At 64.3% G+C, this 19,583-nt stretch carries 18 protein-coding genes; 11 read left to right on the top strand and 7 right to left on the bottom strand.

What is annotated here, in order from left to right; all coding sequences use genetic code 11:
* Positions 1–258 precede the first annotated feature (258 nt).
* From LB535_RS05410 to LB535_RS05395, 4 genes are all read left to right on the top strand, one after another.
* On the top strand, positions 259–1,485 hold the full coding sequence (locus LB535_RS05410; RefSeq protein ID WP_224631443.1) for a urate hydroxylase PuuD: 1,227 nt from the start codon (positions 259–261) through the stop codon (positions 1,483–1,485).
* A gap of 2 nt (positions 1,486–1,487) precedes the next feature.
* Positions 1,488–2,804, top strand: coding sequence for a guanine deaminase (guaD, locus tag LB535_RS05405; RefSeq protein WP_224631442.1), 1,317 nt, complete (start codon positions 1,488–1,490; stop codon positions 2,802–2,804).
* 305 nt (positions 2,805–3,109) lie between these two features.
* Positions 3,110–3,613 (top strand): heme-degrading domain-containing protein, encoded by a 504-nt coding sequence (locus tag LB535_RS05400; protein WP_224631441.1) that lies wholly within the window; start codon positions 3,110–3,112, stop codon positions 3,611–3,613.
* Positions 3,610–4,869 (top strand): glycerate kinase, encoded by a 1,260-nt coding sequence (locus LB535_RS05395; protein WP_224631440.1) that lies wholly within the window; start codon positions 3,610–3,612, stop codon positions 4,867–4,869. Before LB535_RS05400 ends, LB535_RS05395 begins: the two co-directional genes overlap by 4 nt.
* Positions 4,870–5,153: 284 nt before the next feature.
* On the opposite strand, the gene LB535_RS05390 is transcribed toward LB535_RS05395, so the two are convergent.
* The 5 genes from LB535_RS05390 to LB535_RS05370 form a co-directional block, all read right to left on the bottom strand.
* Positions 5,154–5,927 carry a UdgX family uracil-DNA binding protein gene (locus tag LB535_RS05390; protein WP_224631439.1) on the bottom strand — a complete coding sequence of 258 codons (774 nt, stop codon included), beginning with the start codon at positions 5,925–5,927 and terminating at the stop codon, positions 5,154–5,156.
* Positions 5,928–5,975: 48 nt separating this feature from the next.
* Positions 5,976–7,382: a glutamine synthetase family protein gene (locus tag LB535_RS05385; RefSeq protein WP_224631438.1), complete on the bottom strand. Its 1,407-nt coding sequence runs from the start codon at positions 7,380–7,382 to the stop codon at positions 5,976–5,978.
* An 11-nt stretch (positions 7,383–7,393) separates the two neighbouring features.
* Positions 7,394–8,770 carry an aspartate aminotransferase family protein gene (locus LB535_RS05380; protein WP_224631437.1) on the bottom strand — a complete coding sequence of 459 codons (1,377 nt, stop codon included), beginning with the start codon at positions 8,768–8,770 and terminating at the stop codon, positions 7,394–7,396.
* 132 nt (positions 8,771–8,902) lie between these two features.
* A complete protein-coding gene (locus LB535_RS05375; RefSeq protein WP_224631436.1) occupies positions 8,903–9,877 on the bottom strand; it encodes a WD40 repeat domain-containing protein in 975 nt (324 codons plus the stop codon).
* A 228-nt stretch (positions 9,878–10,105) separates the two neighbouring features.
* Positions 10,106–11,137 carry a CobW family GTP-binding protein gene (locus LB535_RS05370; protein ID WP_224631435.1) on the bottom strand — a complete coding sequence of 344 codons (1,032 nt, stop codon included), beginning with the start codon at positions 11,135–11,137 and terminating at the stop codon, positions 10,106–10,108.
* 371 nt (positions 11,138–11,508) lie between these two features.
* On the opposite strand from LB535_RS05370, the gene LB535_RS05365 reads away from it, so the two are divergent.
* Positions 11,509–11,982 carry a MarR family winged helix-turn-helix transcriptional regulator gene (locus LB535_RS05365; protein WP_224631434.1) on the top strand — a complete coding sequence of 158 codons (474 nt, stop codon included), beginning with the start codon at positions 11,509–11,511 and terminating at the stop codon, positions 11,980–11,982.
* Between the two features lie 63 nt (positions 11,983–12,045).
* Here LB535_RS05365 and LB535_RS05360 read toward each other — a convergent pair whose 3' ends face one another.
* Positions 12,046–12,906 carry an AraC family transcriptional regulator gene (locus LB535_RS05360; protein ID WP_224631433.1) on the bottom strand — a complete coding sequence of 287 codons (861 nt, stop codon included), beginning with the start codon at positions 12,904–12,906 and terminating at the stop codon, positions 12,046–12,048.
* A 44-nt stretch (positions 12,907–12,950) separates the two neighbouring features.
* On the opposite strand from LB535_RS05360, the gene LB535_RS05355 reads away from it, so the two are divergent.
* The 5 genes from LB535_RS05355 (at position 12,951) to LB535_RS05335 (ending at position 17,300) form a co-directional block, all read left to right on the top strand.
* Positions 12,951–13,358: a DUF2000 family protein gene (locus tag LB535_RS05355; protein ID WP_224631432.1), complete on the top strand. Its 408-nt coding sequence runs from the start codon at positions 12,951–12,953 to the stop codon at positions 13,356–13,358.
* 426 nt (positions 13,359–13,784) lie between these two features.
* Positions 13,785–14,669, top strand: a complete 885-nt coding sequence (locus LB535_RS05350) for a DMT family transporter (protein WP_224631674.1) — start codon at positions 13,785–13,787, stop codon at positions 14,667–14,669.
* 66 nt (positions 14,670–14,735) lie between these two features.
* A complete protein-coding gene (locus tag LB535_RS05345; RefSeq protein WP_095769389.1) occupies positions 14,736–15,758 on the top strand; it encodes a LacI family DNA-binding transcriptional regulator in 1,023 nt (340 codons plus the stop codon).
* On the top strand, positions 15,755–16,738 hold the full coding sequence (locus LB535_RS05340) for a 2-hydroxyacid dehydrogenase (RefSeq protein WP_224631431.1): 984 nt from the start codon (positions 15,755–15,757) through the stop codon (positions 16,736–16,738). The genes LB535_RS05345 and LB535_RS05340 overlap by 4 nt, the downstream gene beginning before the upstream one ends.
* Before the next feature lie 175 nt (positions 16,739–16,913).
* Positions 16,914–17,300: a hypothetical protein gene (locus LB535_RS05335; RefSeq protein ID WP_224631430.1), complete on the top strand. Its 387-nt coding sequence runs from the start codon at positions 16,914–16,916 to the stop codon at positions 17,298–17,300.
* 21 nt (positions 17,301–17,321) lie between these two features.
* Here the strand turns inward: LB535_RS05335 and LB535_RS05330 are convergent, their stop codons facing one another.
* Complete coding sequence (locus tag LB535_RS05330) at positions 17,322–18,095, bottom strand: gamma-glutamyl-gamma-aminobutyrate hydrolase family protein (RefSeq protein ID WP_095769386.1); 774 nt, start codon at positions 18,093–18,095, stop codon at positions 17,322–17,324.
* Between the two features lie 268 nt (positions 18,096–18,363).
* Here LB535_RS05330 and LB535_RS05325 point away from each other — a divergent pair, with 268 nt between their 5' ends.
* A complete protein-coding gene (locus LB535_RS05325) occupies positions 18,364–19,473 on the top strand; it encodes a TRAP transporter substrate-binding protein (protein WP_095769385.1) in 1,110 nt (369 codons plus the stop codon).
* Positions 19,474–19,583 lie beyond the last annotated feature (110 nt).

Raw genomic sequence — 19,583 nt, 5'->3', positions numbered from 1 at the left:
TGCGCGAAGGTGTGTGGAGATTCAGCTGATGCCGGCCTGCAAACGCCGGGTTCCTGCGCTTCCGGTGCTCACGTACTTCAACTACGCTCCGCTCCGGTTCTCGAAACCCGCCGTTTTCGGCTCGGCCTGACCTGAATCCTCACACACCTTAGGCAACCCTAGTATTTTCCATTTTTTTTTGAAAGTCATCGCGCACCTCGCCTCTTTTCGTTTGCGCGCCAGACCGTAAAGTCGCTCTCATCGGCAGGGACGAGTGCAATGATGGATTTCGCGATTTTCTGGGACTGGCTGAGCTTCGCGGTCCGCTGGCTGCACGTCATCACCGGCATCGCCTGGATCGGCTCGTCCTTCTATTTCGTCGCGCTCGACCTCGGCCTGCGCCAGCGGCCCGGCCTGCCCGCCGGAGCCTTCGGTGAGGAGTGGCAGGTGCATGGCGGCGGCTTCTACCACATCCAGAAATATCTGGTGGCGCCGGCCGAGATGCCGGAGCACCTCACCTGGTTCAAATGGGAATCCTACGCCACTTGGCTGTCGGGCTTCGCCATGCTCTGCGTGGTCTATTACGCCGGGGCCGATCTCTTCCTGATCGATCCCAACGTGCTCAACATCTCGGTGCCGGTCGGCATCCTCTTGTCGCTGGCCACCATCGGCGTCGGCTGGATTGTCTACGACCTGCTCTGCCGCTCGCCGCTCGGCAAAAGCGACACCGGGCTGATGCTGGTGCTCTATTGCGTGCTGGTGTTCATCGCCTGGGGGCTGACGCATCTTTTCACCGGCCGCGCCGCCTTCCTGCATCTTGGCGCCATCACCGCCACCATCATGTCGGCCAATGTCTTCATGGTCATCATCCCCAACCAGAAGATCGTCGTCGCCGACCTGATCGCCGGCCGCAAGCCGGACCCGAAATACGGCAAGATCGCCAAGCAGCGCTCGCTGCACAACAACTACCTGACTTTGCCGGTCCTGTTCCTGATGCTGTCGAACCACTACCCGCTGGCTTTCGGCACTGAGTTCAACTGGGTCATCGCCTCGCTGGTCTTCATCATCGGCGTGCTGATCCGGCACTATTTCAACACCGTGCATGCAAGGAAGGGCAACCCGACCTGGACATGGTTGGGCGCCGCCGTGCTGTTCATGATCATCATCTGGCTGTCGACCGTGCCGAAGGTGCTGACCGGCGAGCCGAAGACCTCCGCCGCATCCGCCGCAGCGCAGGTCTATATGGCCTCGGCGCATTTCCCGGCCGTGCGCGACACCGTGCTCGGCCGCTGCTCGATGTGCCACACGCAAGAGCCGGTCTATGAAGGCATCTACCATGCGCCGAAGGGCGTGCTGCTCGACACCGACGAGCGCATCGCCGAGCATGCGCGCGAAATCTACATCCAGGCCGGCCGGGCGCATGCCATGCCGCCCGCCAACGTCACCCAGATCACCGACCAGGAAAGGGCCCTTCTGGTCGCCTGGTTCGAAGGCGCCGGAAAGTAAGCATGACAGCGAAAATTCTGCGCGGCCGCACGCTCTCCTTCCTGCGTTGGCCCGAAGCGATAGACGACCATTCCGCCTGGCGCTACGAGGAAGATGGCGGACTGCTGATCGACAATGGCAAGATCGTTGCCGTCGGTTCCTATGCGGAGGTCTTGAAGAAGGCGGGCACGGGCATCGAGACGATCGACCATCGTCCGCATCTGATCTTGCCGGGTTTCCTAGACGCCCACGTTCATGTGCCGCAGATGCAGATCATCGCCTCCTACGGCGCCGAGCTGCTCGACTGGCTGAACAAATACACCTTTCCCGAAGAGTCGAAATTCCAGAACGCGCAGCATGGCCGCCGCATCGCCAGGGTCTTCCTCGACGAGATGCTGCGCCAGGGCACGACGACCGTCGTCGCCTATTGCTCGGTGCACAAGTGTTCAGCCGAAGCTTTCTTCGCGGAGTCGCACGAGCGCAATATGCTCAACATCGCCGGCAAGGTGATGATGGATCGCAACGCCCCGGACGGCGTGCTCGACACGCCGCAGACCGGCTATGACGATACCAAGGCGCTGATCGCCGAATGGCACGGCAAGGGCCGCCAACTCTATGCCATCACGCCGCGCTTCGCCATCACCTCTACGCCCGAGCAGATGGAGATGGCCGGCGTGCTATGCCGCGAGCATCCCGATCTCCACATGCAGACGCATCTGTCGGAAAACCACGCCGAGATCGCCTTCACCCAGGAGCTCTATCCCTGGTCGCGCGACTACACCGACGTCTATGAGCATTACGGCCTGCTCGGCAAAAAGAGCCTGTTCGGCCACTGCATCCACCTGTCAGAACGCGAGGCAGATGCGCTGTCGCAGTCGGGCTCGGTGGTGGTGTTCTGCCCGACCTCCAATCTCTTCCTCGGCTCCGGCCTGTTCGACTACCAGCGTTACCGCCGGCGCGAGAAGCCGCTCAGGATAGCCGCAGCCACCGATGTCGGCGGCGGCACCAACTATTCGATGCTGCGCACCATGGATGAAGGCTACAAGGTGATCGCGCTGAACGGCGAGAAGCTCAATCCGTTCCAGTCCTTCTGGCAGCTGACGCGCGGCAACGCCGAAGCGCTGTCGGTGGCCGACAGGGTCGGCACGCTGGACGAAGGCACCGATGCCGACATCGTAGTGCTCGACGCCCACGCGACGCCGGGCATGCGGCTCAGGATGGAGACCGTGGAGACGCTGGCGGAAGAGCTCTTCCTGCTGCAGACGCTGGGCGACGATCGTGCCGTGCGCGAGGTCTATGTGGCGGGCCGGCCGGCGAAGAGCGCGATTGTGGCGGGATAAGTCCCGACAATGGGGTAGATCTTCGAGTAGGGCAAGATGATGACTGCGCCTGGTTGCCAAGTGGTTCCCCCACTCCGTCGCCGCTTCGCGGCGCCACCTCTCCCCCCTCCGGAGGGAGAGGAAAGGGGCCAACTGGAAAGGCGCCAGCTTGAATCGCTTCGCGCCTTTCCTCTCCCCCGTCGATCGGGGGAGAGGTGTCGAGCGAAGCTCGACGGAGTGGGGGTCGACCCTGGCGCGTCTGCGACGAATGCTTGACCAGACAGAGCTTGTCGTACAAACGACGGTGGGATTTCGGAGAAAGAGACATGGCCACCGCCGACGACATCGCTCTGATCAAGAAACAGGAAGCCACGCTGGTCTTCCCGACTTTCGATGAGGCTGTCGCCTTCAAGATCGGTTCTGACATCAGGGACCGGGCGCTGAAGGAAGATCTTCCGATCATCGTTGACATCAGGACTTTCGATCGGCCGCTCTTCTACGCCGCCATGCCGGGTTCGAACGCGTCAAATCCCGATTGGGCGCGGCGCAAGATCAATGTTGTAAGGCGCTATCTCAGAAGCACCTATCGCCTGGTGCTTGAGCAGCAGCGCCCGGACCGCACGTTCAAAATCGGCGAAGCGCTCGACATTGCCGATTATGTGCTCGCCGGCGGCGGCTTTCCGGTCACCGTCAAGGGTGCCGGCGTCATCGGCGTCATCGCCGTCTCGGGCCTGCCCGAGCGCGAGGACCACGGCGTCGTGGTCGACGCGCTGTGCGCCCATCTTGGCATCGATGCGAGCGGGCTTGCGCTGCCGCCGGAAGAAAAATGACCGACCCGAAAAGCTTCCTCACATCGATCTTCAACGCCGCCGTCGCCGCCGCCGACCCGGAAAAGACGATCCGGAATCATTTGCCGGCGAAGCCGAAGGGCCGCACCGTCGTCATTGGCGCGGGAAAAGGCTCGGCGCAGATGGCGGCGGCCTTCGAGAAGGTCTGGGATGGTCCCATCGATGGCCTAGTCGTCACCCGCTACGGTTATGGCGCCAGGTGCGAGCGCATCGAGATCATCGAAGCGGCGCACCCGGTGCCGGATGCCGCCGGTCTCGAGGCGTCGCGCCGGCTGCTGGAGAAAGTGCGTGGGCTGACTTCGGACGACGTGGTCGTGGCGCTGATTTCCGGCGGCGGCTCGGCCTTGCTGCCGTCGCCGGCTCCGGGGCTGACGCTTGCTGACGAGATCGCCGTCAACGAGGCGCTGCTTGCCTCCGGCGCGCCAATCGCGGCGATGAACACCATCCGCAAGCATGTCTCGACCATCAAGGGCGGACGCCTGGCCGCTGCCGCGCATCCGGCGCGCGTGGTGTCGCTGGTCGTTTCCGATATCCCGGGCGACAATCCGGCGCTGGTCGCATCGGGACCGACCGTTCCCGACACCGGCAGCCGCGCGGATGCGCTGGCCTCGATCGCCGCCTACGGCATGAAGCTGCCGGGCTCCGTCATGGCGCATATCCAGTCTCCGGCCGCGGACGCGCCGCGTCCCGATGATCGGCGCTTTGCTGGCAACGAGGTGCACCTGACCGCCTCGGCCGGCGTCTCTCTGGAAGCCGCCGCCGCCGAGGCTGAGCGGCAAGGCATTCAGGCCGTCATCCTGTCGGACGCGATCGAGGGCGAGGCGCGCGAGGTTGGCGGCGTCCACGCCGCGATCGCGCGCGAAGTAGCGACGCGCAACCGCCCCTTCAAGAAGCCAGTGCTTATCCTCTCGGGCGGCGAAACGACCGTGACGTTGCGGGCAAAAGGCAAGGGCGGCCGCAATTCCGAATTCCTGCTCGCTTTCGCCATTGGCATCGACGGCGTGAACGGCATCGATGCCTTGGCCGCCGACACCGACGGCATCGACGGCTCGGAGAACAATGCCGGCGCCTTCGCCAACGGCTCGACCGTGGCGCGCATGCGCGCGGCAGGCGTCGACGCCAAGGCGATGCTCGCCGGCAACAATGCCTGGACGGCCTTCAATGCGGTCGGAGATTTGTTCGTCCCGGGGCCGACCGGCACGAATGTGAATGATCTGAGGGCGATTCTGGTTAGGTAGCGCGATAAGCGCTGACGTCGTCATTCCAGGGCGAAGCAGGAGCGAAGCTCCGTCGCGAAGACCCTGGAATCCATTCCGTGACCTGAGCCGTAGGATGCAGCGGAGCAGAACTCTGCACCATTGCGACGCCTGGAAGTCACGGAATGGATCCTCGGGTCTGCGCGCGTCGCTTCGCTCCTTGCTCCGCCCGTGGATGACGAAGCGATAGGCGCTTCGGCTAATCTCCAACGCCGCAGAGCCGTTCAAAAGCGCATGCCCACCGGTCCCTCGGGTGCGTAGAACGATCAAGCAGCCATCAGCCCCTTCACCTTCCGCATATCCTGCAAAAACCGGTCCCTCTCCGCCTCCTTGTCCTCATGATCGCGGATGCGCAGGATGAAGGAGGGGTGGATGGTCACAAACACGCGCAAGCCATCCTCGCGCTCGATCACATCGCCGCGCATCTTGGTGATCGGCACGGCCTTGCCGAGCAGCGACTGCGCCGCCGTCGCGCCGAGCGCCACCACGAGGTTCGGCTTGACGAGGTCGAGCTCCTTGTCCAGCCACCAGCGGCAGGCCTGGATTTCGCCGGCATTGGGCTTGGAATGGATGCGCCGCTTGCCGCGCGGCTCGAATTTGAAGTGTTTGACCGCATTGGTCACATAGACCTTGCGGCGATCGATTTCGGCGTCGTCCAGGATGCTGTCGAATATTCTGCCGGCCGGGCCGACAAATGGTTTGCCGGCCAGATCCTCCTGATCGCCTGGCTGTTCGCCGACGAAGACCACGTCCGCGCTTTCCGGCCCTTCGCCGAACACGGTCTGCGTTGCGTCATGCCAAAGCGGGCAGCGGCGGCAGCCTTTCGCCTCTTCGCGCAACTCCGGAATATCGTCGGCTTCAGGCGCCACCACATCGGCCGGCTCGGGCGTCGGCCAATGCTTGGCCTTCACCTTCCCATGGCGCGGTGCTGGGGTGGTTGGCATCCGGTCGATCATCTCTGACGCAGCTCTGTCTGCTCCTGCTGTCAAATCTGGAATGAGCGAGGCCGCGGGAAGGTTCCGCCAATATTTCTTCGGCATCTCCTGCCGTCGGCAAAACGTGATTGCCGTGCCTGTCGGGCCCTGTGCTCAAACCTCATGCAAATAGAGATGATAGTCCAGCTCGCTGACGGTGCGTGCAACGCGCAGATATTCCGCCTGCTTGATCGCCACGAAGGTTCGGTGCAGGTCGGGGCCGAGCGCCGACTTCAGGAAATCGGAGCCTCTGGCCGCTTCGATTGCGGCGCGCCAGTCGGCGGGCATGCTCGATTTCTCCGTTGCCTGTTCATAGCCGTTCCCGGTCGTCTCGAGGCCAGGGTCCAGACCCTCGTCCAGGCCCTTGACGATGCCGGCCAGCACCGTTGCGGCGACAAGGTACGGATTCGCGTCGACGCCCGACGGCCGGTGCTCGATGCGGCGGTTCCTGGCCTCGCCCGCCGGCACGCGCAGCGCCACCGAGCGGTTGTTGACGCCCCAACTGGGCGCCACGGGGGCATAGGATTGCGAGACGAAGCGACGCCATGAATTGGCGTGCGGCGCAAACACCAGCATGGATTCCGCCATGGTGTGGATGAGGCCGCCAAGCGCGTTGAGCAGGCTTAGCGACCATTTCTCGCCGGCGGCCTCGGTGAAGACGTTGCGGCCGCCATCGTCCTGCAGCGAGACATGGAAATGCATGCCCGATCCGGCATAGGCCTCGATGGGTTTGGCCATGAAGCAGGCGGTGACGCCGTGCCGCCGCGCCTGCGCCCGCACCAGCCGCTTCAGCATGACGAGATCGTCGGCCGCCCTCATCACGTCCTTGCGGTAGTTGAGCGTCAGTTCGTACTGGCCGGGCGCGTATTCGGAGATCACCGTCTCGGCTGGAATGCCTTGCGCCCTCGCGGCTGCGTAGATGTCGGAAAACAGCGGCTCCATGCCATGCAGATGGTCGACCGAATAGACCTCGGTCTTGGCCGAGCGGCGGCCGTCGAGCACCGCGCGGGCAGGCTGAACCTTGCCATCCGCGTCGCGCTCATTGGACAGCAGGAAAAACTCGAGCTCGAAGGCGCCCGCCGGATGCAGTCCGCGCGCCGCCAGCAATTCCACCTGCCTTGCCAGCACCAGCCGCGGGTCGGAGGTCATCGGCTGGCCGTCGAGGTGGTGCATCGACATCAGCACCTGGCCGCGCGGCGGGTTGGTGCCGAAGAGCGGGACCAGCGTGCCGGGGATCGGCCATGCCCTGAGATCGCCGTCGCCGGTGTCCCACACCAGCCCGGTCTCGTGCACATCCTCGCCGGTGATGTCGAGGCCGAGGATCGAGATCGGCAGATGCCGGCCGTTCTCGAAAATGCCCATCAGCTCGTGCCGGCGCACGATCTTGCCGCGGCCGATGCCGTTGGCGTCGGTGAGCACGATGTCGAACGCCTCGATCTCGGGATGTGCGTCGAGAAACGCCTTCGCCTCGGCGGGAGTCGAGCCGGAAGGGGAGGTGGTAGCGGCGTTCAGATTGTCCATCGCCGCTTTTCTCACGCCGCAAGCTTGCCCGCAACCGCGGCGAAGGCGGCGATCAGTCGGCTCACTTGCGCCGAAGTCGTTGCCGGTGAGATCAGCATCATGTTGTGGAACGGCGCGATCAGCACGCCGCGATTGACCAGCGCGACATGGATGGCGGCTTCGAGTTCCGGCGCATGCGCCTTCTCGGCCTCGCCGCCGTTTTGCAGCGGTCCGGGCGCACAGATGAACTCGACGCGGGCGCCGACCCGCGCGACATGCCAGGGCAGCTTGCTTCGCTGAATGACGGCGGAGAGCCCCGCATCGAGGCGGCGCGCCAGCCGGTCCATATGGGCGTAGGCTGCCTCCGTCATCACCTCTTCCAGCGTGGCGCGCATCGCCGCGAATTGCAGCGGGTTCGCCGACAGCGTGGTGCCCATGCCGGAATAGCCGGGCTCCTTGGTCTGGTTGTAGGCGCCATAGCGCGTGGCGACCTCCTCGCTCATGCCCCAGATGCTCGCCGGCACGCCGCCGGCCACCGGCTTGCCGAGCACGAACAGGTCCGGCTCCAGCCCGTGCTTGCGCGTATAACCGCCCGGCCCCGTCGAAATGGTGTGCGTCTCGTCGATCAGCAGCAGCGTGCCGGCCGCGCGGGTCAGGCGCCGCAGCGCGTCGTGGAAACCGGGTTCCGGCAGCACCATGCAGGAATTGGTCAGCACCGGCTCGGTGATGACGCAGGCGACGTCGCGGGCCGCAAGCGCTGCCTCGAGCGCGGCAATGTCGTTGAACTCGACGATCTTGGTCGCTCGCGTCAGGTCGCGGAATTCGCCGGCCAGCCCAGGCCGGTTGACCGGTTTGTCGTCGATCAGCCGCACCATCGTCTCGTCAACCGAGCCATGATAGCAGCCGTTGAAGACCAGGATCTTCTCGCGCCCGGTCACCGCGCGGGCGACGCGCAGCGCAAAGCGGTTGGCGTCGGTGGCGGTGGTGGCGATCTGCCAATAGGGCAGGCCGAAGCGCTGCTGCAGCAGTGGGCCGATCGCCAGCGCATCCTCGCTTGGCAGCATATAAGTCAGACCCCGAGCGGCCTGCCGGCGGATCGCGCGGGCGACCGCCGGCGGCGAATGGCCGAGCATCGAGCCGGTGTCGCCGAGGCAGAAATCGTCGAGCCTATTGCCGTCGATGTCGGTGATGGTAGCGCCCTTGGCGCCGTCGACCAGGATCGGGAACGGCGTCGGCCAGTCGCTCATCCAGTGCATCGGCACCCCGCCGAGGAAACCGGCAATGCCGTTGCCGAGCTTCGCCTCGGATTTCGGCCGCGCCTTGCGGAAGGCGGCCGCCTCCGTCTCGCGCAATTCGGCGATGCGGGCGACGTCGATGCCGCCGATGGAAGTCCGGTCGATTGAATCCATGAAGTCCCCCTCGGGCAGTAGGGCAGTAGGGCAGTAGGGCAGTAGGGCAGTAGGGCAGTAGGGCAGTAGGGCAGTAGGGTGGCTTTCAAGCGCTATTTCCCTACTCCCTTACTGCCTACTGCCTTACTCCCCTTAAGCCGTGATATCGATCACGCCGCAATCGCCGGCGGCGCTGCCAAACACGACGCGGCGTTCTTCCTTGTCCCACATCATCGACGTGATGGCGCCCGTGCCGGGCCGGCGCAGCAGCACTTCTTTGGCGTCGGCGAAGCGCGCCGCGATCACCATGCCGTCCTCGTAGCCGATGGCCACGACATCCTGGCTCGGATGGCAAGCGACGCAGGTCACCATGGTATTGCCGCGCGTGCCGAGTTCCAGCGGCGCCTTGCCCATCGGTCCGTCTTTGCTGGCGAACGGCCACACGATCGCCGCCGGCGCGCCGGAGCTCGCCAGCCATTTGCCCTTCACGCTCCAGGACAGGCTCTTCACCTTGCCCGGATAACCCGACATGCGCATGTGCTTGCCGTCGGCGAGCTTCCAGCCATGCAGCGCGTTTTCCTGCATGGTGGTGACGAGGAAGGCGCCGTCCGGTGAAAAGGTGATGCCGGTATGGGCGCCGCCCCATTCGAGCTCCACCGGTTTGCCCTCGGCGGCCGGGAAATGCAGCGTCGCGCCATTGTAGCGGGCGACGCCGAAACGCATGCCCTTGGGCGAGAAGGCCAGCCCCTCCACCGAGCGCGGATGGCTAAATTCCTTGATCTTGCCGTCGGCGAAACGCACGAAGGCCGTCTTGCCCGAAGCATAGGCGACCGCGCCCTGCGGTCCGGCAGTGACGCTGGTGATCCATTTTTTGCCGGCGCTGGCCAGCTCGCTCACCTCGCCGCCGGCCTTCACGGCAAACACCTTGCCATCCTCGCCGCCGGTGATCAGCCGGTCGTTGGCCGCGTCATGGAAGGCGGCGAGCAGGCCGTCATTGGCCCGCACCGTCTTGTGCCCGTTATCCAACCGGTGGATTGAACCGTCGGCGAGCGCGAAATGCGGCACGTCGTTCAAGAAGACGGCGGCAACGCAATGGCCTTCGAGATCAAGCGGGGCGACTGTGGGCATGCAAACGATCCGTTCGAGATAGCCGGCGCGGCTAGATGTGGCTCCTCCTTCTCCCCTTGTGGGAGAAGGTGGATTGGCGCGCAGCGCCAAGACGGATGAGGGGTGTTGGACGGATTGCCGTCCTTGCCAAGCTGGAGCACCCCTCATCCGACCTCGCTTCGCGAGGCCACCTTCTCCCACAAGGGGAGAAGGAAGAACGGGCAGCGCTAGCGCTTGAAAGTCAGGAAATCAAGCCGCCTGGCAGGCTTCAAAACTCTTCCTGAGCCGCTCGGCGTCGAGATCGCGGCCGATGAAGACCAGCCGGCTTTCGTGTTTTTCGCCATCCTTCCAGGCGCGCTGGTGGTCGCCTTCGAGGATCATGTGCACGCCCTGCAGCACATACCGGTCCTCGTCGCCCTTCAGCGCGATGATGCCCTTCAGCCGCAGGATGTTCGGCCCTTCCATCTGGGTCACCTTCTCGATCCAGGGAAAGAATTTCTTGGGGTCCATCTCGCCGCCGCGCAGCGACACCGACTTCACCGTCACGTCATGGATGTCGGAAGCATGGTCGTGATGGTGATGATCGTGACCGTCATGATCATGATGATGGTCATGGTCATGGTCGTGCGCGTCGAGGAAATGCGGATCGTTCTCCAGCGCCCGCGACAGGTCGAAGGCGCCGCGGTCGAGCACTTCGTCAAGCGCCACGCCGGAACGCTGCGTGCGATGGATTTTTGCCGCCGGGTTGATGGCGCGGATCGTCGCCTCGACCTTTTCGAGCTCGTCCGGCGTGACGAGGTCGGTCTTGTTCAGCACCACCACGTCGGCGAACGCGATCTGGTCCTCGGCTTCCTTGGAATCCTTAAGGCGCAGCGGCAGGTGCTTGGCGTCGACCAGCGCCACCACCGCGTCGAGCTTGGTCTTGGTGCGCACGTCGTCGTCCATGAAGAAGGTCTGCGCCACCGGCACCGGGTCGGCAAGACCCGTGGTCTCGACGACGATGGCGTCGAAGCGGCCCGGGCGTTTCATCAGGCCTTCGACGACGCGGATCAGGTCGCCGCGCACCGTGCAGCAGACACAGCCATTGTTCATCTCGTAGATTTCCTCGTCGGATTCGACGATCAGGTCGTTGTCGATGCCGATCTCGCCGAACTCGTTGACGATGACGGCGTAACGCTTGCCGTGGCTCTCCGACAGGATGCGGTTGAGCAGCGTCGTCTTGCCCGCGCCGAGATAGCCGGTGAGAACGGTTACGGGGATTTGCGTCTGTGCGTCGCTCATGGGTTGCCTCGAAAATCCTGGATTGTCGGCCTGATATAGGATGGGTGTCGAGCTTTTGCACGCGCCAAACCGATGGGCCAGGCCGACCCTCCAAGCGGAGCGGCGCCGCACACGGATCGGCGGCGGCCGAGGCAGGCCAGACGGAGGAACTGCTCGGGCGCCCAAGCGCCTTCATCAGCGTCCGCTGTGAATCTCGCCGGTGCAAAAGTCGTTTGTCATCTAACTGAAATAAACATCTGGCATCACCTGCGCGGGCACCGCAATGCTTGCCGGCAAAGCGTTCCGCAAGCCGGACTCTTTAAATCGTCATTTGCCAGCCGTCGGACAGCCTCTATGCTGGATGCGCCGGTTCGGCCGAAGAGGGAACGACCATGGCCAAGGCGGACAAGACAGCGACAATGAGCCGGCTGCATTCGGCGGCAAGGCTGGCGCGCACAGCGCTCGCCGCGCGGCTTCTGGCCCACGGCTTCTATGCCGGCCAGGACCAGATCATGCTGGCGCTCGACCGCGAGGACGGCCAGACCCCCGGCAATCTCGCCGGCCGGCTCGGCGTGCGCCCGCCGACCATCACCAAGACCATCAACCGGCTGCAGGCGCAGGGTTTCCTGGAAAAGCGCGCCTCCAACGCCGATGCCCGCCAGGCCCATATCTTCCTCACCGACTCCGGCCGTGAAACCATCCGCGCCATCGAGAAGTCGGTCAAGAAGACCGAGAAGCAGGCGCTGAGAGGCCTCGACAAGAAGGACCAGAAGGCGCTGTTCAAGCTGCTCGCCCGCATCGAGGCGAATCTGTCGAACGAAGATCTGGTGCTGATCGACGATGACGCGGAGTTGGATGAAGCGTGACGCGTAAGCGTCGTCGCTTCACCCAAATATCGGCGGCTTAGCGGACGATGCTGCGCGTCGCGCTTACGCGTCGCGCACCAGCGCTGCCCAGCGCCCCGGCGTCATGCCGAACGCCTTCTTGAAATGCCGGTTGAAATGGCTCTGGTCGCTGAAGCCGGCGCCGGCGGCGATTTCCGCCAGCGACTCGCCCTCGGCGATCATGCGCCGCGCCTTTTGCAGCCGGCGCATCAACAGGAAGCGATGCGGGCTGGTCGAAAAGGTCGCGCGAAAATGGCGCGACAGCGCGTAGCGGTCGAGGCCGGTGACGGCCTCCAGCTCATCGGAGCGCACCGGTCGCTCGGCATTCTCCTCGAGATAGTCGCGGGCAAGCGCGGCGGCGCGCCATGCGGTCTTGCCCGTTGACTTTGCCGGCTGCCCGGCATGGCGTTTGAGGTGTTGCGCCAGCTGCGCAACGAAATCCGCCACGAACAGGTCGCCGAGTGCCTCGTCCAGCGGTGCCAGCGCCGACAACAACGTATCGCGCAAGCGAGGATCGTCGACCACGGCGTCGCGAACGAAAGGCAGCGGCTCGCCATCGAGGCAGTCGAGCAGCAGGGACGGCTCCAGATACAGGATCCTGTAGCGCAGGCCGTCTTCCGTGCCGGCGCCGCCATCGTGCAATTCATCCGGATGCAGCACGATCGCCTGGCCGGGCAGGCTGTGTCGCAGCGCGCCGCGATAATGGAAGCGCTGCACACCGTTCAATGTCACGCCGATAGCATAGGTGTCGTGCCGGTGCAGCTCGAAGGCGTTGCCATGGAAGCGCGCCTCGATGCGTTCGAGACCCGAGCCGCCCGGAGCCGAAACGATGCGATCGCCGTTGGCCGCATCCGCGCACGAACGTTCAAGACCTTCCTTCGCTTCTTCGCTTAGAGCCTGCGCCATTGCCTGTCCCGCCCGTCACGGGCCGTCTCGGAGTCTCAATCTTGGTGTTCGATACGAAAATTGCAATTGTTCTCAGAGAGGACCTGCCGGTATGGCAGAAGCTCAACGTCACCGCGTTCCTGACCAGCGGCATCGTTGCGCAGTTCCCCGAAATCATCGGCGAGGCTTACCGTGATCGTGCCGGCAACCTCTACAACCCGATGTCGATCCAGCCGGTCATTGTCTTGTCGGCCGATGCGGCGACGCTGGGTACGATTCACCGCCGGGCATTGGAACGCGGCGTGACGACGTCCGCCTATGTCGAGGAGATGTTCGCGACCGGGCACGACGTCGCCAACCGCGCCGTCTTCGCCGAATTCGCCCCGGACGACGCCAAGGTCGTGGGGATCGCCATGCGCGGCGAGAAAAAGCTCGTCGACAAGATCACCAAGGGCGCCCGCATGCATGGCTGATTTATGCCATCTTGAACCGCCGAGATTGGCAGCAAACTCACCAGCTTCGTCGTCCACGGGCAGAGCGGGAGCGAAGCGGACGCGGAGACCCGAGGATCCATTCCGCGACCTTAGCCGGAGTGTGCAACGGGGCAGAATTCTGCGCCGCTGGCGGAGCGTCAATGTAACGGCATGGATCCTCGGGTCTGCGCGCGTCGCTTCGCTCCTTGCTTCGCCCGTGGATGACGACTGCGCGAACTGTTCAGGCCATCGCCAACAGACAATGCGCTCTAAGCCTGTCCGAAGCGCTTGTTGGGCCAGTCGCTTTTGGCTTGCTGGCAAGGGCCGATTGCCTCAGAAGGGTACCGTCTATCTTCCTTCGGCCCGACCTTGAGCACTCCCAGAAACAATGACGACAGCGCGACGCCGCCCGCGGCGATGCTTCTGATGCTGTGCGTCTATGTCTGCTTCACCTTTCTCGACACCTCCAGCAAATATCTGGTGCTGGCCGGCGTCTCGGCGCTGATCGTCGCGTGGGCCCGCTTCACCGTGCATGTCCTGCTGGTCGGCATCTTCCTGCGCGGCTGGCGCGAGCCGGTTCGCTTCCGCGCCAACAACCTGCCGGCGCACCTCTTGCGCGGCGTCCTTTTGTTCGGCTCGACCATGTTCAATATCCTGGCGCTGCGCACGCTGCAGCTGGCCGAGACAACGTCGATCTATTTCTTCGGCCCGATGGTCATCACCGCGCTTGCCGGCCCGCTGCTCGGCGAATGGGCCGGCTGGCGGCGCTGGCTGGCGATTCTCACCGGCTTCGTCGGCGTGCTGATCATCACCAGGCCTGGCGTCGGCGTGTTCGGCATCGGTCATCTCTTCGCGCTGGGCTCGATGCTGTCGAACAGTTTTTACGTGATCATGACGCGGCGCATGTCGTCGACGGAGAGCTCGGAGAGCCTGATCCTCTTTTCGGCGCTGGCGCCCGCCGTGCTCCTCCTGCCGCTGCTGCCTTTCTCGCTGTCATTGCCGCAGGATGGCTGGCACTGGGTCATCCTGTTGATGCTCGGCGTCTTCGGTGCCGGCGGCCACTATTTGCTGGTCCGAGCCTATCGTCTGGCGACCACGACGCAGCTCGCGCCCTATCCCTATTCGCAGATGGTGTGGATGATCATTTCCGGCTGGCTGATCTTCCACCAGTTCCCCGACCGCTGGACGCTGCTCGGCGCCGCCATCATCGTTGCCAGCGGGCTCTACATCATCCATCGCGAGCACCGGCTTCGCGTCCGCAACTCCGCCTCGCTCGACACCGAGGCCGAGGCGCTGGCGAAAAAACTTTGATTTGCGCCGAATCCGGTGGCATAAGGCCGTTTTAAAAAATTTAAAGACCCTGGGGAGCGAAGGGCACTGGCACAGAAGATCAAGCTTTCGACGATCGCGGATGCGCTCGGCGTGTCCACGGCAACGGTGTCGCTGGCGCTGCGCGACAGCCCGCTGGTCGCCGGCACGACGCGCGAGCGCATCAAGGAGCACGCCCGCGCCATCGGCTATATCTACAACCGTCGCGCCGCCTCGTTGCGCACCTCGCGCTCCGGCATCGTCGGCGTCGTCGTGCACGACATCATGAACCCGTTCTTCGCCGAGATACTGCGCTCGATCGAAAGCGAGCTCGACCGCAGCCGCCAGACCTTCATCCTGTCAAACCACTACGACCAGCTGGAAAAGCAGCGCACCTTCATCGATACGCTGCTGCAGCTCGGCGCCGACGGCGTCATCATGTCGCCGGCCATCGGCACGCCGGCCGAGGACATCATCATGGCCGAGGAAAACGGCCTGCCGGCGGTGCTGATCGCGCGCACCGTCGCCGGCGCCGATGTGCCGGTGTTCCGCGGCGACGATGCCTATGGCACGGCGCTCGCCACCAATCATCTGATCTCGCTCGGCCACAAACGCATCGCCATGGTCGGCGGCACCGACCAGACCTCGACCGGCCGCGACCGCTACCAGGGCTATCTCAACGCGATGGAGGCGGCCGGCCTGGAGGTGAAGCCGTCCTGGCGCATTCCCGGGCCGCGCACCAAGCAGGCGGGTTTCGAGGCCTCGGGACAGTTTCTGGCGCTGAAGGACAGGCCCACCGCTGCCTGCTGCTGGAACGATCTGGTCGCGATCGGGTTGATGAACGGCATCGCGCGCGCCGGCCTCGTGCCGGGCGTCGATATTTCGGTCACCGGCTATGACGATCTCGAGGAGGCGGCAATCGCGACACCGGCCCTGACCACGGTCTGGAACGGCCAGCGCGAGGTCGGCCGCCGCGCCGCCAGCGCCCTGCTCGACAAATTGAACGGACAGGCAGTGCGGCCCTCGCAGGAGCTGATCAAGCCGGAACTGCATGTGCGGCAGTCGACCGGCAAGCCGGTGGAGCGTGCATGAGCAAGGCCGAAGGAAAATTGCCGGTCGCCATCCTTGTGCCGGGCGATTTCAACGGCCATGCCCTCGGCCGCATCGACGAGGCGTTCAAGTGTGTGCGGATCGAACGCGCCGATCCGTCTTTGGTTACGGACGAGATGCGCGCCTCCGTGCGCGGCATCGCCTCCTATGCAGGCATCGACGCGGCGGTGATCGATGCGCTGCCCAATCTTGAGATCATCGCCAGCTTCGGCGTCGGCTATGATTCGGTCGACGCCGGTCACGCGGCCAAGCGCGGCGTCATGGTCACCAACACGCCCGATGTCTTGACCGAGGAGGTCGCCGACACCGCCATCGGCCTTCTGATCAACACCGTGCGTGAGCTCTACGCCGCCGAGAAATGGCTGCGCGACGGCGACTGGGTGACGAATGGCAATTATCGCCTGAGCCGGCTTACATTGCGTGGCCGCCGTGTCGGTATCTTCGGCATGGGCCGCATCGGCCGGGCCGTCGCCCGTCGCCTTGAAGCCTTCGGCCTGCCGATCGCCTATCACAACCGCCGCAAGGTCGAAGGCCTGGCTTACGAATATCATGCCACTTTGAAGGGGCTTGCCGAAGCCGTCGACACGCTGATCTGCATTGCCCCGGGCGGCACCTCCACCGAGAAAGCGGTCAATGCCGAGGTCCTGTCGGCGCTGGGTTCGAACGGCGTCTTTGTCAATATCGGCCGCGGCTCGACGGTGGACGAGGCAGCCCTCGCTGCCGCCCTCAAGAGCGGCACCATCGCAGCCGTCGGGCTCGACGTCTTTGCCGACGAGCCGAACGTGCCGCAGGCCCTGCTCGATGCTCCCAACGCCTCGCTTCTGCCGCATGTCGGCTCGGCGTCGGTCCACACCCGCCGCGCCATGGCCGATCTGTGCGTCGACAACCTCGTGTCGTGGTTTACCGACCGCCGGCCGCTGACACCGGTGCCCGAGACGCTCAACGTCAAGGCGCGAGCCTGAGGCGTTTCTCGGTCCTCACGAAAACGGCAAACCGCCTGCCTCTTTGTTTCGGTGTAATTCCGGACGGAAAGCCGTCCTGGAAATTGCTCCAATCCGCACCCGTCGCCACATTTATTAACGCCCACTTAACCCTTTGGAATCATTCTGCATACTTGGTTATGTGCGGAGAGGCAGGGTGAAGCTGTTCGTTGGCTTGGCAGCATCGGTAGCGTTGTTCGGGGGCGTTCAGTTCCTGCATGGCGGCAACGGCCAAAGCGAGGCCACAGAACTCATCCCGACAAACGCCTATCGGCTGACCGCCAATGGCGATGAAGCGGCCTGCGCCATCCACCGCGGCGCCGAAATCTCCGAGGTCCTGTCGTTGCTTTCCGTCGCCCCGAACTGCCGCAAGCTGATGCCTGGCATCGAGCACGCGAAATTCTGGCGCGAGCAGGCGGATGGTTCGGTCGCTTTCAGCGAGGACGGGGTCGATCCGATCGTCACCTTCGGCGTTGCCGATGGCGACGGCTACGAATCCTACGCGCCGGCCGCGCCGCTTCTGGCGCTGAGCACGAGCGAATAGCCGCCGCGGAACCGTTCGGGCTTACTCTGCCGCGGCGCGGGCACCTGTTTTCGCGGCCGCATGCAGGCGCACGGCATCGCCGAAGGCCTTGAAGATCTTGGCGGAATTGCTGTCCGACTTCACCCAGTATTCGGGGTGCCATTGCACGCCGACTGCGAAGGCGCGGGCATCCTTGACGGAGACTGCTTCGATCGTGCCGTCGCTGGCCAAAGCCTCGACCTGGAGCCTGGAGCCCAGCAGGTCGATCGCCTGGCGATGCAGCGAATTCACCTTGATCTCGCCGGCGCCGAACACGCCGGCAAGGCAGCTTCCGGGCTTGATCGAGATCGTCTGGTGGATGCCGAAGCGCTCGTCCTGATTGTCGCTCACCGGCGCGCGGTGGTCGAGCGAGCCATCGCGCTCCTGGATTTCGGTGCCCAGCGTGCCGCCGAGCGCGACGTTCAGCTCCTGGATTCCGCGGCAGATGGCAAGCAACGGCACGCCGCGCTCGATCGCCTTGCGGATCAGCGGCAGCGTGGTTGCGTCGCGCGCCGGATCGTAGGGGCCGTTGGCCTCGCTGGGATCGCCGCCATAGAGCGAGGGATGCACGTTGGACTTTGAGCCCGTCACCATGACGCCGTCGACCGACGACAGCAGCTCGTCGAAATCGAGCCGGTCGCCGAAGGACGGCACCAGCAGCGGGAACACGCCGGCGCCGGCGACCGCCGCTTCCAGATACTGCTGGGGTGCCGCGTGCCAAGTGTAGTTGTCGAACTGGCGGACGTCGGACGAGACTGCGACGAGCGGTTGCTGCATTTTGGGTTTGGATTCCTTCGAGGGCTAAGGAGTTAATCTGCCTACAAAATAGGCGATCTGAGGGCAGTTTGCCATGGCAAGTTTCGCTGCCTTGCATGGGCCAGCGGCAGGCTCGTTAGACTATAGTTGCACGCGGCGCCGGAATGTCGGCAACCCTTGCCCGCAACACTGGACTCGACTCTTTGCCTGTGTATGTTTCTTCCCCAACCGATCCGGGCAACGAGGATGCCCTGACGTCGGTCATCTGATCCGCAAGGGAGGAAACTTAATGGATCGTCGTTCTTTCATTCGCAAGGCCGGTGCGTCCGGCGTGGGTGCCGCGGCAGCCGCGGCGGCACTTGCCACGCCGGCCATTGCCCAGTCCAATCCCAAGGTGACCTGGCGGCTCGCATCGTCTTTCCCGAAATCGCTCGACACGATCTATGGCGGCGCCGAAGTCTTCTCAAAAATGCTGTCGGAGGCGACCGACGGCAATTTCCAGGTCCAGGTCTTCGCCTCCGGTGAGCTCGTGCCCGGCCTGCAGGCTGCGGACGCCACCACGGCCGGCACGGTCGAGGCCTGCCATACGGTCGCATACTATTACTGGGGCAAGGACCCGACCTGGGCGCTCGGTGCCGCAGTGCCCTTCTCGCTCAACGCGCGCGGTATGAATGCCTGGCACTATCATGGCGGCGGCATCGACCTGTTCAACGAGTTCCTCGCCACGCAAGGGCTGTTCGGCCTGCCGGGCGGCAATACCGGCGTTCAGATGGGCGGCTGGTTCCGCAAGCAGATCAACACGGTGGCCGATCTCTCGGGCCTCAAGATGCGCATCGGCGGCTTTGCCGGCAAAGTTGTGCAGAAGCTCGGCGTCGTGCCGCAGCAGATCGCCGGCGGCGACATCTATCCGGCGCTGGAGAAGGGCACCATCGACGCCGCCGAATGGGTCGGCCCCTATGACGACGAGAAGCTCGGCTTCTATAAGGTCGCGCCCTACTACTACTATCCCGGCTGGTGGGAAGGCGGCCCGACCGTGCATCTGATGTTCAACAAGGCCAAATACGAAGAGCTTTCGCCGGCCTACAAGTCGCTGGTGCATACCGCCGCGCAAGCGGCGGACGCCAACATGCTGCAGAAGTACGACTATCTCAATCCGGCGGCGGTGAAGCGGCTGGTGTCGAACGGCGCCAAGCTGGCGCCGTTCAGCCAGGAGATCATGGCCGCCTGCTTCGAGAAGGCCAATGAGGTCTACGCCGAGATGGAATCCAACAACGCGCCGTTCAAGAAAATCTGGGAATCGATCAAGGCTTTCCGCAAGGAGCACTATCTCTGGGCCCAGGTGGCCGAATACAATTACGACACCTTCATGATGGTGCAGCAGCGCAACGGCAAGCTGTAGGAAGATTAGCCCCTTCTCCCCGTCACTATACGGGGAGAAGGTCCCGGCAGGGGGATGAGGGGCAGCGCCAACCTCGGCGATTGAAAAGCCTAGAGCCGTGATCTGGGTCT

The organism is Mesorhizobium sp. CA10 (assembly GCF_020165285.1).
Classification (GTDB): Bacteria; Pseudomonadota; Alphaproteobacteria; order Rhizobiales; family Rhizobiaceae; genus Mesorhizobium.
This window is presented reverse-complemented; position numbering and strand designations above follow the sequence as displayed.